The organism is Spiroplasma endosymbiont of Tiphia femorata, from assembly GCF_964020225.1.
Lineage (GTDB): Bacteria > Bacillota_I > Bacilli_A > Mycoplasmatales > VBWQ01 > Spiroplasma_E.
This window is the reverse complement of record NZ_OZ026544.1, coordinates 623,480-641,514: the sequence shown is the minus strand read 5'-3', so window position 1 is coordinate 641,514 and position 18,035 is coordinate 623,480. Positions and strand designations below refer to the sequence as shown.

The 18,035-nt window shown below is 24.7% G+C and carries 13 protein-coding genes and 1 pseudogene; 8 read left to right on the top strand and 6 right to left on the bottom strand.

Translation table 4 applies throughout. From position 1 onward, the window contains the following. Positions 1-312 precede the first annotated feature (312 nt). Positions 313-3,024, top strand: a complete 2,712-nt coding sequence (gene mgtA, locus AACK83_RS03905) for a magnesium-translocating P-type ATPase (protein ID WP_338959504.1) — start codon at positions 313-315, stop codon at positions 3,022-3,024. 161 nt (positions 3,025-3,185) lie between these two features. Then, a complete protein-coding gene (locus AACK83_RS03900; protein ID WP_338959502.1) occupies positions 3,186-4,712 on the top strand; it encodes an ankyrin repeat domain-containing protein in 1,527 nt (508 codons plus the stop codon). 242 nt (positions 4,713-4,954) lie between these two features. Here the strand turns inward: AACK83_RS03900 and AACK83_RS03895 are convergent, their stop codons facing one another. Next, positions 4,955-5,518 (bottom strand): hypothetical protein, encoded by a 564-nt coding sequence (locus AACK83_RS03895; protein WP_338959500.1) that lies wholly within the window; start codon positions 5,516-5,518, stop codon positions 4,955-4,957. Between the two features lie 272 nt (positions 5,519-5,790). Here AACK83_RS03895 and AACK83_RS03890 point away from each other — a divergent pair, with 272 nt between their 5' ends. Next, positions 5,791-6,867, top strand: a complete 1,077-nt coding sequence (locus AACK83_RS03890; protein ID WP_338959499.1) for a sulfite exporter TauE/SafE family protein — start codon at positions 5,791-5,793, stop codon at positions 6,865-6,867. A gap of 44 nt (positions 6,868-6,911) precedes the next feature. Here AACK83_RS03890 and AACK83_RS03885 read toward each other — a convergent pair whose 3' ends face one another. Genes AACK83_RS03885 through thyA form a run of 3 tightly spaced genes read right to left on the bottom strand, consistent with a single transcriptional unit; the run spans position 6,912 to position 9,012 of the window. Then, the gene (locus AACK83_RS03885) at positions 6,912-7,649 is read right to left on the bottom strand and encodes a lysophospholipid acyltransferase family protein (protein ID WP_338959498.1); all 738 of its coding nucleotides are present in this window, start codon (positions 7,647-7,649) and stop codon (positions 6,912-6,914) included. A 5-nt stretch (positions 7,650-7,654) separates the two neighbouring features. Continuing rightward, entirely contained in the window at positions 7,655-8,143 is a 489-nt protein-coding gene (locus tag AACK83_RS03880; RefSeq protein ID WP_338959497.1) for a dihydrofolate reductase, read from the bottom strand. Continuing rightward, positions 8,143-9,012 (bottom strand): thymidylate synthase, encoded by an 870-nt coding sequence (gene thyA, locus AACK83_RS03875; RefSeq protein WP_252320867.1) that lies wholly within the window; start codon positions 9,010-9,012, stop codon positions 8,143-8,145. The genes AACK83_RS03880 and thyA overlap by 1 nt, the downstream gene beginning before the upstream one ends. Before the next feature lie 162 nt (positions 9,013-9,174). On the opposite strand from thyA, the pseudogene AACK83_RS03870 reads away from it, so the two are divergent. Both AACK83_RS03870 and AACK83_RS03865 read left to right on the top strand, forming a co-directional pair. After that, positions 9,175-9,579: pseudogene (locus AACK83_RS03870) on the top strand (IS3 family transposase); the annotation flags it as partial. Positions 9,580-9,687: 108 nt separating this feature from the next. Continuing rightward, positions 9,688-10,140: a GNAT family N-acetyltransferase gene (locus AACK83_RS03865; protein WP_338959496.1), complete on the top strand. Its 453-nt coding sequence runs from the start codon at positions 9,688-9,690 to the stop codon at positions 10,138-10,140. A gap of 70 nt (positions 10,141-10,210) precedes the next feature. Here the strand turns inward: AACK83_RS03865 and AACK83_RS03860 are convergent, their stop codons facing one another. Beyond that, entirely contained in the window at positions 10,211-10,864 is a 654-nt protein-coding gene (locus AACK83_RS03860; protein ID WP_338959495.1) for a DDE-type integrase/transposase/recombinase, read from the bottom strand. Between the two features lie 176 nt (positions 10,865-11,040). On the opposite strand from AACK83_RS03860, the gene AACK83_RS03855 reads away from it, so the two are divergent. The 3 genes from AACK83_RS03855 (at position 11,041) to AACK83_RS03845 (ending at position 14,206) form a co-directional block, all read left to right on the top strand. Further along, the gene (locus AACK83_RS03855) at positions 11,041-11,778 is read left to right on the top strand and encodes a hypothetical protein (RefSeq protein ID WP_338959494.1); all 738 of its coding nucleotides are present in this window, start codon (positions 11,041-11,043) and stop codon (positions 11,776-11,778) included. 623 nt (positions 11,779-12,401) lie between these two features. Further along, the gene (locus tag AACK83_RS03850; RefSeq protein ID WP_338959492.1) at positions 12,402-12,788 is read left to right on the top strand and encodes a hypothetical protein; all 387 of its coding nucleotides are present in this window, start codon (positions 12,402-12,404) and stop codon (positions 12,786-12,788) included. A gap of 149 nt (positions 12,789-12,937) precedes the next feature. Then, entirely contained in the window at positions 12,938-14,206 is a 1,269-nt protein-coding gene (locus tag AACK83_RS03845) for a TIR domain-containing protein (RefSeq protein WP_338959490.1), read from the top strand. 76 nt (positions 14,207-14,282) lie between these two features. Here AACK83_RS03845 and rpoC read toward each other — a convergent pair whose 3' ends face one another. Then, positions 14,283-18,035 (bottom strand): DNA-directed RNA polymerase subunit beta', encoded by a 3,753-nt coding sequence (gene rpoC, locus AACK83_RS03840; protein WP_338959800.1) that lies wholly within the window; start codon positions 18,033-18,035, stop codon positions 14,283-14,285.

Below are 18,035 nucleotides of genomic sequence, written 5' to 3'. Positions count from 1 at the left end.
TGAATATTTTATAATAATCATCTTTTTCCTAAAATTATATAAATTAAAAAAAGTTATCTTTTTAAAGAGAAACATGTTAAAATGTCAAAGGATAAAGGAGAGTGATATCATGACTGACAGCGATTCCATTTATAATAATAAAAACAATACTAATTTAAAATTACTAATTTTAAAAGTGTACTTTTAAATAAAGATTCAGTCAAATATTCTCCTAGTATTTTTACTAAAAAAATATTTTTTTACCGTGTTAATAAATTTCTAAATCCTTATTTAAAAGTCTTAAAATAAGAAAAATAAGGAGGTAAAGAAATTATGAAGATTTTTTTAAACAAAATTTATTTTAAATTACAATTTAGTTTTAAAAAACCATTAGTTTACACAAATGGTGATTATATTAAACAAATTGCACAATTTAACCAAAAACAATTACTAAAAAATTTAGATTTACATAATTTTGGTCTTAAAACAGACCAAATTGAAATAAGAAGAAAAAAATATGGTATTAATACTTTAAAAAATACAAAATTTAATTGAATTTTAGAATTTTTAAAAGCATATTTTGGACCATTCAATATAATTTTAGCAATTATTACTATCTATAATTTATTCTCATATTTTACAACAAATGATACTTCAATTTATTCATTGGTTGCCGCTATTATTGTTGGAACTATGATTTTATTAAGTGGAACCTTAATTTACATTCAATCAATACGAGCTTTTTTTATTACTAAACATTTAACAATTTTGGTCAAAAATACAACTACTGTTATTCGTAATATAAACATTAATCAAATTACTAAAGAAAACTCAATTAAAATAATTAAACAAGCACAAGAAATAAATGTTAATGAATTGTTACCCGGTGATTTAATTTATTTATCAGCTGGTGATTTAATTCCTGCTGATTTAAAAATTTTATTAAGTAACGATTTATTTATTAATCAATCATCATTAACAGGAGAATCACTACCTACTGAAAAACACGCTATTAACGATCCTGCATATCAAAACTTATTTGATTTACAAAATATTTGTTTTATGGGAACAAGTGTTGTTTCTGGAAGTGCAATTGCTATTGTTATAGCAACAGCTACTAACACTTACTTCGCTACTATTGCTGATACAATAAATAAACAACGTCCATTAAGCAGTTTTTCTAAAGGAATTAAACGCGTTACTTTAATGTTAATTTGCTTTATGCTAGTAATGGTACCCATTGTGTTAATTATCAATGGCCTTTTAAAAAATGATTGACCTGCAGCATTTATTTTTTCAATTTCGGTTGCTGTTGGTTTGACTCCTGAAATGCTACCAATGATTGTTACCTCTAATCTAGCACGAGGTGCTAGTAAAATGAGTAAACAAAAAGTAGTTGTTAAACAACTAGCTGCTATTCAAAATTTAGGTGCAATTGATATTTTATGTACTGATAAAACAGGAACTTTAACTAATGATAATATTGAAGTAGTCAACCATATAACATTGGACAATAAAACAAATAATGATTTAATTAAGTTTATTTATTTAAATAGTTATTTTCAAACAGGAATAAAAAATCCAATGGATAATTCAATACTTGAATTTGGAGAAAAAAATAAATTAAAAAATATAAGTAATTATTATCAAAAAATTGATGAAATTCCTTTTGATTTTAATCGTCGTAAATTAACAGTTGTTTTAGAAGATAAATTAAATAATAAAAAATTAATTTGTAAAGGTGCAATTGAAGAAGTTATTAATACATGTAATCGTATAGTTTATCAAGATAAAGTAATACCATTAAATTCTGATTTAATGAAAATGATTAATAAAAAAATAACAAAATTAAATGAACAAGGATTACGTGTCTTAGGTGTCTCATATGAAGATACAAATCTTACTAATAATAAATATAATGAAACAAACGAAAAAAATTTAATTTTTCTTGGTTTTGTAACTTTTCTTGATACACCAAAACCTACAGCAACAAAAATGATCAAATTGCTAAAAACACATGGTGTTGATCTTAAAATATTAACTGGTGATAATGAATTAGTAACAAGAGCAATTTGTAATCGTGTTAATCTAGAAATTAAAGGATTAATTTCTGGTGAACAATTAACTGGCCTAACTGAATATGAATTAAAAAGAATTGTTGAAAATAATAATATTTTTGTTAAACTAAACCCATTACAAAAAGCAAAGATTATTCAAACTTTAAAAAGTAATGATCACGTTGTTGGTTTCATGGGTGATGGTATTAATGATGCTTTAGTATTAAGAAATGCTGATGTTGGAATTTCTGTTGATAATGCTACTGATATTGCAAAAGAAGCATCAGATATCATTTTATTAGAAAAATCATTATTAGTTTTAGAAAAAGGGATTATTGAAGGTCGTCGCATTTTTGGAAATATTTTAAAATATATTAAAATTACGATTGCTTCTAACTTTGGTAATGTCTTTAGTGTGCTAGTAGCATCAGCATGATTTGCTTTTGCACCAATGTCACCAGTACAATTATTATTTCAAAATTTATTATATGATATTTCACAATTTACTATTGCCTTTGATCGTGTTGATCCATCATTTTTATTAAAACCACAACGCTGAAATCCAAAAGGAATGTTACCATTTGCTTTTATTAATGGACCTATAAGTAGCATTTTTGATATCTCTACTTTTGCAATTTTAGGATTTGGATTTGGTGTCTTTGCTAATACTTCTGCAGAAAATATTAATATGTTCAACTCAGGATGATTTATTGAAGGTTTATTAACGCAAACATTAATAGTACAAATGTTTAGAACTGAAAAAATTCCTTTTATTCAAAGTCGTGGTACTTGACCAGTAAATATAATGGCAATTGTTATTTGTACCATTGGATTAAGTTTACCTTATACTTACATTGGTCATCAAATGAATATGGTAGGACCACCGCCAGTCTATATTCCAATTGTTTTAGGAATAATCATGACTTATTGTGTGCTAAGTCAATTAATAAAAATGGGATATATTAAAGTATTTAAAAAATGATTATAACAGCTAATTAATCTTAAAGTTTGCAATTTTAAATAGCAATTATCTATATTTACTATAGAAATAAATCTTATGCTATAATTTTTTCAAACTTAATATAAGTTTTTAACCTATTTATTTTAGTTTTAAAATAAATAGGTTTTTTAATTTGATAGGAGAAAAAAATGTCTAATTTAAAAGAAATATCTAAATTAAATACAACTATAAATATTAATAAAAATGAAAAATTAATTAAAGCCGCTAAACATGATGATTTGGAATTGACCCAAACTTTATTAAAAAATAACGCTGATGTTAATTATGTAGATGAACATCGTAATAGTCCATTAACAATATCTGCTGAACATGGTAATTTAAAAATTGTTCAAACTTTATTAAAAAATAACGCTAATATTAACCATATAAATGATTTTGGTGATGATGCTTTAAGAATGGCTGCTAAAAATGGACACACAGAAGTAGTTAACACTTTATTAGCAACAAATAGTAAGATTATTAATCACAAAAATTGAATTAGTAATACTGCTCTAATATCAGCAGCACAAAATGGGCATGTAAATACAATTAAAACTTTATTAAAAAATGGTGCTTATATTAATGATACAAATATATTTGGTGATACTGCTCTAATATGAGCTACTGAAAACGGACACACAGAAACAGTTAAAGTTTTAATAACAAAAGATAATGACATTAATAATCATGTAAACAACCTTGGTGACTCTGCTTTAATAATAGCCGCCAGAAAAGGTTATTTGGAAATAGTTAAAATTTTACTAGCATATGGTGCTAACATTAATAATGTAGATAAAAACAAAAATAGTGCTTTAATATGAGCTGCCAAAGAAGGACACCTAGATGTAGTTAACACTTTAATAAAAAATGAAATTGACCTTAATCATACAAATGACTTTAATGATAGTGCTCTAATATGAGCAGCTGAAAATGGTTATACAAAAATTGTTAACACTTTACTAGCACATGGTGCTAATATTAATCATAAAGATACAAATGATGATACTGCTCTAATATGTGCCGCCAGAAACGGACACACAAAAATAGTTAACATACTATTAACTAATAATGCTAATGTTTATGATAAAGATATAGATGGCGATACTGCTCTAATATGTGCCGCCAGAAACGGACACACAAAAATAGTTGATGCTTTATTAACAAAAAATAGTGATATTATTAATTATATAAATGACTTTGGTGATACTGCTTTAACAATATCGACCGAAAATCGACACATAGCAATAATTAATAATTTATTAAAACATAATGCTGATGTTAATTATATAGACAAAAATAAAAACACGTTTTTAATATTATCTATTGAAAACGGACACACAAAAATAGTTAACAATTTCCTAAAAACAAAAAATGTTGATATTAATCACATAGATGCTAATGGTGATAGTGCTTTAATAATAGCAACCAGAAACGGATACACAGAAATAGTTGATACTTTAATTAAAATAAACTCTGATGTAATTCTACATAGAACTAAATTTAATAATACTGCTTTAATAATAGCTGCTAAAAATGGGCACTTAGATATAGTTAAAATTTTAATAAAAAATGATATTAACATTAATCGTGAAAATAATATTGGTGAAAATGCCTTAATATGAGCTGCCAGAAACGGACACCTAGATGTAGTTAACACTTTAATAAAAATGGTGTAGATATTAGTCATTTAGATGCTAATGGTGATAGTGCTTTAACATGATCTACTAGAAATGGACATTTAGAAATACAAAAAATAATTAATGAATCAAATTCTTGAAAAGAACAAATAAATTCTACAGATTTACAAAATCATCTTTTACCAAATAAATGCAATAAATCAAATTTTCTTTAAGAAAATAATTTAAAAAGTGATAATATTATTATCACTTTTATTATTAATAATTTTTAATATTAACAATTAACTAGGTATAATATCAAATTCAAAATTATATTCTGCACCCGTTTTAGCTCACCCAAACAATGCTGATTGAAAAGCTTGATTAATTTGTTCAAATTTATAAGTTAATCCTTCATGATTATAACTAATATATAAATATAAGTCAGTATAACCTATTGCTGCAGTTTTAGTTTTATTTACAAAAATACCACTTGATAGTTTAAATTTTTTATTTTGTTCACCAAAATTAATTTTAAACTCTTTCTGACTATATACAACTTGATCTTGTCATCCTGCATTACTACCATCAGATCAACAATATCCTACTTTACTATCTTTTAAAAGTAATTTATAACTCCTAATACTAGTATCAATATTGCTTACTGTTTTAGATATACTACTAGTTTGACTATCTTTAAAATTAAAACCAGCAACATGAGCAATTTTAGTAGTTCAAGAAACTGATTCTTTTATCTCAGATAATTGATTTGTTTTAATTACATTTGAGTTAACCATTGAACTAGTTACTAGACTTGTTCCAGTAGTCAAAGTTAGTGCTGTTAATATAGATAAATATTTTTTCATATAAACCCCCTAAGTTTAGATTAACTTTAATTATTTAATTTATTAATTTTGTTAAATAATTAAATAATTAAAGTTAATTTTATTATATTTTTTTAATAAATAAAGTGTTAAAAAATAATAAATAATTTTAAACTATTTCCAATCATTAAAAATATAATTTTAGTAAAAAATAGAAATATAAAAATTAAAAAATAATAATATTTTTTTGTATTTTTTCATGATAAAATTCTAAATAACACAAAAATAAAATTAAAAGAAAAAGGAACAAAACTATGAATAAAAAAACAATATACTATAGTTTATTAATAATTCCTATTTCTTTATTTGTATTATTACTTACTTTATTTTTAACAAATATTTGAAAACCCTCAATTGTTGCTATTATTTTTATTACTATTTTGTTAATAATAGTAGCAATTTTTACATGATATCTTATAAAAAATAGTTATTCACAATTTGATAAAGAACATATCCATAATTTTGAAGATAATTTTAAACAACGATTTTGAAAACTAGGAATAATTGGTTTTATTGCTGATTTTTGTGACACAATTGGTATTGGTTCATTTGCAGTAAGTATTATTTTATTAAAATTAACAAAACAGGTACGTAATGATAAAAAAATTTTAGGAATTATGAATGTTGGTCATAGTATTCCTACTTGTTTAGAAGCAATTATTTTTATTGCTTTAATTCAAGTAGCATGACCAACACTAGTTTCATTAATTTCTGCTGCAACATTAGGTGCCTATTTAGGCGCCATTATCGCAAATAAAATTAAACTTAGTTGATCACAACTATTTATTGGTGTTCTATTATTTATTGTTTCAATTATCATGCTTTTAGGTCAAAAACAAATTGGAATTATGCCAACAGCGGGTAATAATAATAGTCTTGATATTTGATGAAAATATTTGGTTGGTATTAGTATATTCTTTATCCTTGGTGCTTTCATGGCATTAGGCATTGGTATTTATGCTCCAGCAATGGCAACTACTTATTTATTAGGTCTTAACGCTGAATGTGCTTTTCCAATTATGATGGGATCTGCAGCTTTTTTAATGCCAGTTGCTGGTACACGTTTTATTAAAGATAAAAACTATGAAATTAAACCAGCAATTGCTTTCACACTAGGTGCATCAATTGGTGTTATTTGTGCTTACTTAAGTGTATTCTTATTATTACAAAATGGTCTTGGCTTAAATAAAGAACAATTTATTAATATCCTACTATGATTAATTATCGTAATAATTTGATATACATCTTCTTCACTAATAATTACATCAGTAAAAAATTTACGTAATTATAAAAAACAAAAATCACATCAGAAATTAATTATTGACTCTTAAACATAATAAAAGGTTGTTAGTTAACAACCTTTTATTATTACTACTTAAATTTTATTATTGCTAAAATCATCAATTCCTTTTTTAATAATATTAAATACTTGCTTTGATAATACATCAGTAGATAATTTAATAAATTCACTTGGTTCAATTGCCTTATGAAAAATAAGATGAATATCTTTTTTGCCTTTATATTTTCGATCAAAAATTTGATAAGAATTAATAATAGTAACAGGAATAATTGGTACATAAGATTGATATGCCATATTAAAAGCACCTGCTTTAAATTCTTGCATTTCTTGTTGATGACTTCTTGTTCCTTCTGGAAAAATCATCATTGTACGCGGAATTCTAATTAATTCCTTTGCTTCTTGAAAAGTCGTAATGGCTGTGCGTGGATTATTACGATCAATAAATAAAACATCAATTAAAAAAATAAATCTTCGTGCCAAATGGCTTTTTTTTAATTCTTCTTTTGCAATAAAACCTAAAGGTGCATATAAACTATAATCATTTACCGATAATACTAATAATGGATCAAAATTTGATTGATGATTGGCAACCATTACACAACCTTTTCTTTTTGGTCAATTTTCAATGTTATGAACGGTTAATTTAATATTATATAATCATTTAATATAACGCACACGTTTTTTCAATCAAATATATCGTTTTGCTTCAGAAACTAAACTTGGGTCTTTTAATACCTTTCTTGTCATTGAACCTGATTTACTATAAGTTTGTAATAAATAAGGTCAAGTTAAAATTGCTTTTCAAATGTTCATTATTATTATTTTTCCTTTCTTTGATACACATTCGCTACAAATTCTGCAAATTCTGTTGTTTTGATTAATTTAAAATCAGAAAAATTACTAACAGGAAATAAAAGATCACCATTATATAAATTTTTAATGACTGAAACATATAAATAATCAGCATAATCTCATGCCTGCTTATAAATTTCAGCACCACCAATAATACAAATATCTCTTTTTTTATTACCTTGATATTGTTTTAAATATGAAATAATATCATTTGTGAAAGTAATATTATTATCATTTAGAAATTGTTGATAACGTTCTTGATGATTAGTAACAACTATATTGTAACGATTTTTTAGTGGTTTGCCAATACTTTCAAAAGTTTTTGAACCCATTAATACATTTTTATTTAAAGTAATGCTCTGAAAATATTGCATTTCTTCTTTAATTTTTCAGGGCAATTTATTATTAAAACCAATTACCTTTTCTTTGGTCATTGCTCAAACTAAAATTACCATTATACTGCAACCTGACCTCTAATCAACGGATATGGATCATATTGTTCTAATTTAAAATCTTCAAATTTAAAATTAAATAAATTAGTAATATTTTTATTAATAACTAAAATTGGCAATGATTTTGGTTTTCTACTTAATTGTTCATTAATTTGTGAAAAATGATTACTATAAATATGAGCATCACCTAAAGTATGAATAAATTCTCCTAACTGATAGCCACATATTTGTGCTAACATTATTGTTAATAATGCATAAGAAGCAATATTAAAAGGAACTCCTAAAAAAATATCTGCACTACGTTGATATAATTGACAAGATAATTTTTTATCATCAGAAACGTAAAATTGAATTAAAGTATGACATGGTGGTAGTGCCATATTCTTAATTTCTGCAGGATTTCATGCTGATAAAATGTGTCTTCGTGAAAAAGGATTGTTTTTTAAATTTTCTATTAACTCCTGCAATTGATCAACACCATTAAAATTACGTCATTGTCTACCATAAACAGGTCCTAAATCACCAAATTCAAGAGCAAATTGATGATCAGTTTTAATTTTTTCAACAAATTCTTCTAAAGTTTCATTTTGATATTTTTTACTTTCCATAAATTTCTTATAAGGTCACTCATTTCAAATTCTAACATTATTTTTAACTAAATATTCAATATTAGTATCACCAGCAATAAATCATAATAACTCATGAACAATAGAAGCAAAATGAACTTTTTTTGTAGTTAATATGGGAAAACCTTTTTGTAAATCAAAACGCATTTGATAACCAAAAGTAGAAACAGTACCAGTGCCTGTTCTATCAGCTTTTTTATATCCTTTTTCTAAAACATATTGACATAAATCTAAATATTGTTTCATAATCATTACCTCTTTCATAAATCAAATTAAATCAATTATATTTTAACAAAAAATATTTTTTTATCTAAGTTTTAATTTTAGTTCCTTACTATATCTTGTCATAAAAAAAGTCTCCTTACTAAATTAAAACATTGTTTTTTGCAACTTAGGGGCGACCCTTTCCTATTTAACCGTGAAATTATTGGAGATATAGTGTAGGTACTAAAAAGATGCATCATTGGTACATAAAGCATTTAAGCAATCAAATCGCTGTTTAAAAGATATCCAAATATTTCATACTGATCGCGGTAATGAGTTTAATAATAAAACTATTAATAAACTTTTACTAGCATTCAACATTACCCGCTCTTTAAGCAAAAAAGGCTGTCCTTATGACAATGCTGTTGCTAAGGCAAATTTTAAAACTTTCAAAACCGAATTTATTAATAACAAATTTTTACATCATTTATCCAATTAAAACTACAATTATTTGATTATATCAATTGATATAACAACATAAGAATTCATAGCACTCTAAACTACTTAACTCCAATTAATTATCAAAAACAAATGTCTACCAAAAAATAGTCCTAAAAAGGGTTGCCATTCCACTTATCTAACCAATGCCATTTTAGTTGAAAAGGCAACACTTTATGTGATAAAATTTAAAAACAGTACATAAAGGAAGAAAAATTTGTGGAAAATCTTAAATATATAATAGTAAAAGAAAATAAAGATTTTAATTTGGTTCATAAAATTTGGAAAAAAAATGTTTTAAAAACACATGTGTTTTTAAAACATGAACATTTTTTGTTATTTAATAAAACACTAAAAGAAAATTTAAATAATTTAAATGTTCAATTATGATATAAAAATGATTATAACCAAGTTATTGGATTTTCGATTATTTTAGAACAAAAATTAGAAGCTTTATTTTTAGATATAAATTATTTAAATCAAGGATTTGGTTCAAAAATATTAAAAAAATTAATTAAAGAATTTAATATAAATCAAGTTGATGTCAATGAACAAAATACTAGAGCTTACAGTTTTTATTTAAAAAATGGATTTATATTTAATGATAGAAAAGAATTGGATAATTTTAATTTACCTTATCCAACAATAAATTTAATTTTCAAAGGTGATTAGTTCCTAATTTACTGGACCACTTTTGATATTTTGAGGGAAAGGGTCACCCCTAAGTTGCAATAATTACACTCTAGTGAAAAAGTAATTGAAACACTTTTTCTGGGATATTTTTTATTTTTGTATGGAATCTTGTATTGTTATATTTTCAAATACCATGATTCATATGTAATAAAAATACATTTATATTTTTGAATTTTTGTCTTTTAAAATAAACAACTTTTAAAATTTTAAATACAGTTTCAACAATTGCATTTTGATATGAAGCATAGCCATCTGTCATGCTTAATTGAATATTATTTTTTTTAGCATAATTTCAATAATCATGAGTTCTAAACTGTATTCCGCGATCAGTATAAACGATTGTATTATGCAAATTATATTTATTAGACATGTTTTTTAAAGATTTTATAAGATGTGATTTTTCTTGATTTTTAGATCAGTGGTGATGTACTATTTTTCGTGAATAAAAATCAACAAATGCTCATAAATATAATTTTTGATTATTAATTTTAAATTCACTAATATCTAAAGCAATTTTTTCTAATGGTTTATTAACACTAAAACTAATGCTATCATCAGATTGTTTTAGTAAATTAGGTGCTATAAATCAAATATAAATTATCTTTCTACTAACTTTATTTTCTTTGCTTAATGTTGTGGCAGATTTACCAGCAAAATATTGTTCTATTATTTTTAATTTTAGTTCCTTACTATATCTTGTCATAAAAAGAGTCTCCTTACTAACTTAAAACATTGTTTTTTGCAACTTAGGGGTGACCCTTTCACATATTCAAAAATTTGTAAAATACACTTAATAAATATTTATTTTTTATTATGTCTATGTATAATTAAGATTAAATATCAATATCATATTTCATGTTATTTGAAAGGAAAATTAAATTGAGTCAAAATGAAGTATTTAGTTGAATAGGTGTTATTTCTGGTTCTAGCTTACTTATTTCTTTTATATTACTTTTAATGTTTTTACTAATAAAATTTTTATTAAATTATAAACAAAAAAACAAAGTTAAAAGAATACTTTCTTCAAATGATTTTAGTCAAATCATAGGAACGAAAAAAGAATTAAAAATAAAACTAAGAAAATATTTTAAAGAAATATTTATTAGAGATGTTGATATAAATTTATTTAAAAAATTTCTAAAATCAGAAAGTGGAATTAATAAAAAACCAACAAAAATTGCCTGAAATTTTTTTATAATTTTGACAAGTTCAATATTAGTAAATAAATCCGAAGGAAGAGTTTCTGAAGCAATTAAAAGTATTAAAAATACTTTTGATGAAAGTAAACAATTATTATTAACTTCCGATAAGAATAACTTAGTAACAGATGTAATTTTAAAAATTATGAATTTAAAAATCAGACCAATCTTAATTGCTAGTAGATCACTAACAAAAATAGACACTAATGGTAATTTCATCATTAATGATGAAAATTTAAGCAAAGAAGAAATCGAAGATTTTTGAAAACAAATTGATAAAGTTAGAAAAGATTTAATAGAAAACAAATATTTATATTTTATTTCAATACTTTCACTTTCAACTGCAACTAATGAACAACTCAAAAAATTATTAAACTACACAAATCAGTATAAAATACATAAAAAAGAAGCATTATAACAATAATTTTTTTAAAAAATTCTTATATTATGTTGCTTTTTAATAGATTTTTTAAATTATATATGTATATAATTAAAATGGAATATTATTATTAATATCATAATAATTTTCAACAAATATTAATAAGAATCTAAAATAAAATTAATAACTAACAGAAAACAAGTAACTATTTAATTAAAAAATTATAATACTAAATTTTTTTATTTTTTTAAACTAATACCCCAAATTATAAATATAAAAGTTATGTATTTTTTATACTATTATGTTTAACATTTTATGGATAAAACTAAGGAAAAGCAAATTGACTACAACTAAAATATTTAATTGAATAGCTTATATTTCAAGTATCGCTTTACTTATTTTTTTCATATTACTTTTAATGTTTTTACTAATAAAATTTTTATTAAATTATAAACAAAAAAAACAAAGTTAAAAGAATACTTTCTTCAAATGATTTTAGTCAAATCATAGGAACGAAAAAAGAATTAAAAATAAAACTAAGAAAATATTTTAAAGAAATATTTATTAGAGATGTTGATATAAATTTATTTAAAAAATTTCTAAAATCAGAAAGTGGAGTTAATAAAAAACCAACAAAAATTGCCTGAAATTTTTTTATAATTTTGACAAGTTCAATATTAGTAAATAAATCCGAAGGAAGAGTTTCTGAAGCAATTAAAAGTATTAAAAATACTTTTGATGAAAGTAAACAATTATTATTAACTTCCGATAACAATAACTTAGTAACAGATGTAATTTTAAAAATTATGAATTTAAAAATCAGACCAATCTTAATTGCTAGTAGATCACTAACAAAAATAGACACTAATGGTAATTTCATCATTAATGATGAAAATTTAAGCAAAAAAGAAATCGAAGATTTTTGAAAACAAATTGATAAAGTTAGAAAAGATTTAATAGAAAACAAATACTTATATTTTATTTCAATACTTTCACTTTCAACTGCAACTAATGAACAACTCAAAAAATTATTAAACTACACAGATTAAAATATTAAATGTTTAAATAAAATATAAGTAAAAAACAAATTTAAATTTTTAAAACAATATCTTTAAAATTACCTATTAAGACTTATGTTTTATAATTTTTTTGATTATAAAACATAATTTTTAATAATGTTAAAAAAAGGAGTTAAACAGTGAGAAAAATTTTTATTTCATATCATCATCTAAGAGAACAAGAAGAAAAAGACCAATTAGCAGAGTTAATTAAAAAGTATGCTAATTATTTAAATATAAAAGACATGTCTGTAGAAATAGGGGATATTGATACCACATGATCAAATAATGAAATCGCTAAAACTATTAGACAAAATCATTTAAAAGATACAACTATTACTATTCTTATTCTAGGAATACATACAAAATGTAGACAACATATTGACTGAGAAATTGAAGCTTCATTAAATAAATATGGAAGTTTAAATAGAAGAAAGAAGATAAATAGTTTTATAATACTTTTAACTGCTGATTTTATTAAAAAAGCAAAAACAAATTGTAATTTTAATAACACTTGTGATTATTCTTCTTTAATCACCCAAGAAAATGCTGGTCAAAGAATATATCAAACCGTAATAAATAAACATGCAATTATTGCTACTTATGATGAAATCTTTTCAGATATAATAATTCTTAAAAATTTACTTGATAAAGTTCAATCTAATCATAAAAAAGAAGAAATGTTTTATCAAAATGTTATCAGCCCTAGTTTTTTAAAACCAACTGTTTTAAAAGATAATACTAAAGATACTGTTTTTAATGAAAAAAAAGAAATAGATAATGCAAAATTAACTTCAAATAAAGATAATGGTTTTAAAGAAGAAGATAGTGATATTGAAATACTTTCTGAATCAGACGAAGAAATAGATAATGCAAAATTAACTTCAAATAAAGATAATGATTTTAACGAAGATGATGATAGTAATATTGTAGTACCTTCTAAATCAGACGAAGAAATAGATAATGCAAAATTAACTTCAAATAAAGATAATGATTTTAACGAAGATGATGATAGTAATATCGTAGTACCTTCTAAATCAGAGGAAAAAATAAATAATGTAATATTAACTTTAAGTCAAGATAGTGAAATTAACAATCAATTACTACAAGAAATTACAACGGACTTTACTAAAGATGATAATAAAAGTAATCTTTTAAGAAAATTATCTTTAAAACATAATAGTAAAGATAGTGGAATTGGTAGTGAACTACAAGAAACAAGTATACTGAAAGACGAAAATTTTAAAAGAATACATCTCCATAAAAAAGATAATTCAGAAGAATGTGAAGCAAAAGAAAAATCTGAAAAAACAATGCAAGTGTTTAATAAAAAAACAAAAAAATTTATAAATTCTGGTAAAATTAATTATACACAAGAATGTCCAGAAATATATTTATCCTATCTTTAAAACATACAACTAGTAAAATAAAATATAAATATTTAAAAAGTGAGAATAAAATTCTCACTTTTTATTTTAATTTAATTTAGTATTCTTCTTCAAGTGAAGAATTACCCATACCTATTAACTTCTCAGTTGGCATTAAACCAGTACCGGCCGGTATCAAGTTTCCTAAAATAACATTTTCCTTTAAACCACGTAAATTATCTTGTTTTGACTTAATAACAGCATTAGTTAATACTCTTGTTGTATCTTGGAAAGAAGCAGCAGCCAAGAATGATTCTGATTCTAATGGTGCTTTTTTAATCCCTAAAATAATTGGATGACCAAAAGCAGGTTTTTTACCAGCAACAATAATTTTGGCATTAACATTCTTAAATTCTTTGATATCAACAATCGCTCCAGGCAATAATGGTGAATCATTACCTTCAACTACAAAAATACGATTCAACATTTGTTTTACAATAATTTCAATATACTTATCAGAAATTTCAATTCCTTGTAAACGATAAACACGTTGTACTTCTTTTAAAATATATTGTTGAACTTCAATGATTCCTGCTACTTCTAGTAATTGTGTAATATTAATTGCACCTTCAGTTAGTTTTTGGCCAATCTTAACATTATCACCAATTTTAATTCTTACCTGCGCATTATATTGAGTTTTGTATTCTTTATAGTCAAGTTTTGACTTTACAGTAATTGTATAAATTCCTTGCTCTTCACGAATATCTGTTACTTTACCATCAAATTCACTAATAATAGCAACAGCACCTTTGGGATTAGTAATATCTAATAATTCTTTAATTCTTGGTAATCCTTGGGTAATATCACTACCACCAGCAACTCCTCCAGTATGGAAAGTTCTCATCGTTAGTTGAGTTCCTGGTTCACCAATTGATTGCGCTGCAATAATTCCAACTGCTTCGCCAATAGCAACAATAGAACCTGTTGTTAAATTAATACCATAACATTTTTGACAAACACCATAACTTGCTTCACAAGTTAAAACTGAACGAATATTTATTTTTGTAATTTTTGCCTCTAATATTGTTTCTACTAATTTTTCAGTAATTAATTCATTATTTGCAACAATTACATTATTTTTACTATCAACAACATCACCTTGAACAAAACGTCCAAATAAACGGTCACGTAACGGCACAATAATATTATTACGTTTTTGGTCAACAACGTCACTAATTATAAAGCCATTACTGGTATTACAATCTTCTTCAGTAACAATAATATCTTGTGAAACGTCAACTAGTCTTCTTGTTAAATAACCTGAGTCAGAAGTTTTAAGCGCCATATCTGCCATTCCTTTACGAGCACCATGGGTAGAAATAAAGAACTCTGAAACATTTAATCCTTCACGGAATGAAGATTTAATTGGTAATTCAATAACTTCTCCTTTTGGATTATTCATTAAACCACGCATCCCTACTAATTGAGTAAAGTTACTAATATTAGTTCTAGCACCTGAATCTCACATCATAAAGATTGGATTTTCAATATCTTTTCTTAAAACTGTTTCTAGTTCAACTTGAATATTGTTTTTAATACCACTTCATTTATTAATAATATGGTAATGACGCTCACGATTAGTTAACATACCTTGTTTATAAAACTTGTTAATTGTTTTAACATATTCATCTGCTTCTTTAAATAATCTTGTTTTACCTGAATAAGATACAACATCGCCTGCAGAAATTGTTGTTCCTGAAATTGTTGAAAATTTAAAACCAAGATTTTTCATTTTATCTAACATTTGTGCAGTTAATTGAGTTCCAAAAGTTTTAAAATATTTATGAATAATATCTGCTAAAGCTTTTTTCTTAAATGGTTCAACAATAACTCTTTTTTTAATAAATTCACGAAAATCAACATCAGTGGCAACTAAATCTTCATTATGAGTTTCAGTTAAATTAATAATATTTGGGCGATTAATAAATGGCATTCTTTCTGAAAACATTTGATTAAAAATAATCTTACCAATAGTAGTAATTAAAAATTTATTTTGATCGGTAGCAGCAAATTTACTTGCACCTAAACTAGCAACACGAATTCCAATAATAGCATGTAATGAAACCTGTTTTGTATCATAAGCTTTAATTGCTTCATTAACATCTTTAAAAATTGAACCTTGACCTAATTCATCTAATTTTTCAATAGTTAAATAATAATTACCAAGAACCATATCTTGAGTTGGCGTAACAATTGGTTTACCATCTTTAGGACTTAAAATATTTTTTGAACCTAACATTAAACTTCTTGCTTCAGCTACTGCTTCTTGAGTAATTGGCACGTGAACAGCCATTTGGTCACCATCAAAGTCAGCATTAAAAGCAGGAGTTACTAGTGGGTGTAAACGAATAGCTTTCCCTTTAACTAGAATTGGTTCAAATGCTTGAATTCCTAAACGGTGTAAAGTTGGAGCACGGTTTAATAAGACAGGACGATCTTTAATTACTTCTTCTAAAACATCTCAAATTCGTTCATCTTGAATTTCAATTAATTTTTCAGCAATTTTAATATTTAAAGCTAATTCTTGATGAACTAATCTTTGCACAACAAAAGGTTTGAACAAAATAATTGCCATATCACGAGGAATACCACATTGATACATTTTTAATTCCGGACCAACAGCAATAACGCTTCGACCTGAATAATCAACACGCTTACCTAATAAGTTTTGACGGAAACGTCCTTGTTTTCCTTTTAATGTTGAAGTTAAAGATTTTAATGGACGTTTATCTCTTCCTGTTACTGGACGTGCTTTACGTTCATTATCAAATAAAGCATCAACTGATTCTTGCAACATTCTTTTTTCATTATTAATAATTAAGATTGGTGCTCCCATTTGTTTTACTTTTTTTAAGCGTTCATTACGAATAATAATTCTTCGATATAAATCATTAATTTCTGATGTTGTAAAACGACCACCATCTAACTGAATAATTGGACGAATATCAGGTGGAATCACCGGAATAGCATGTAATACCATTCATTCTGGTTTATTTCCTGATTTAGCAAATGAATCAATAACATCTAAACGACGTTCTAGTTTTCTACGATCAGTTTGTGATTTCTTGTTTGTCAATTGTTTTTTAATGGCAAGAAATTCTTTTTCTAAATTAATATTTTTTAATAAATACTCAATAGCTGAAGCACCAATTCCAAATTTTGTTCCAGTATGTTTAGTAATAAATTGAGCACATTCATCCATTGAAAATGGACGTGAAGTATCTGCTAAAGTATCAGTTAACATTTGAGCACGAGTATAAGCAAAAGAAGAAGGTTCTAATTGTTCTAAAATTTGTGCAAATACTTTACGTAAACGATTACGAGTATCAGTTGAAGATTTAGCATTACCTAAATCCATAATCATTTTTTGTTTTAAACCTTTAGCAGTCCCTGGATCTAAAACAATATAAGAAACAAAATATGCTACTTCTTCTAAGTCTTTAGCTTTCATATCTAATGCTAACGCAATTCTTGAAGGAGAAGCCTTTAACATTCAAATATGAGTTACTGGTTCTTCTAACTCAATGTGTCCTAAACGTTCACGTCGAACAATTGCTTCAGTAATTTCTACTAAACAACGTTCACAAACTTTACCTTTATTTTTTATTTTCTTATATTTACCACAAGTACATTCATAATTTTTAGTTGGTCCAAATATTCGTGCATCAAATAATCCATCTTTTTCAGGTTTTAATGACTTATAATTAATTGTTTCTGGCTTTGTAATTTCTCCATGTGATCATGAGCGAATTTGATCGGGAGAAGCAAGAGAAATTTTAAGGGCAGTATAATGTTTTGAATTTTTTTGCAT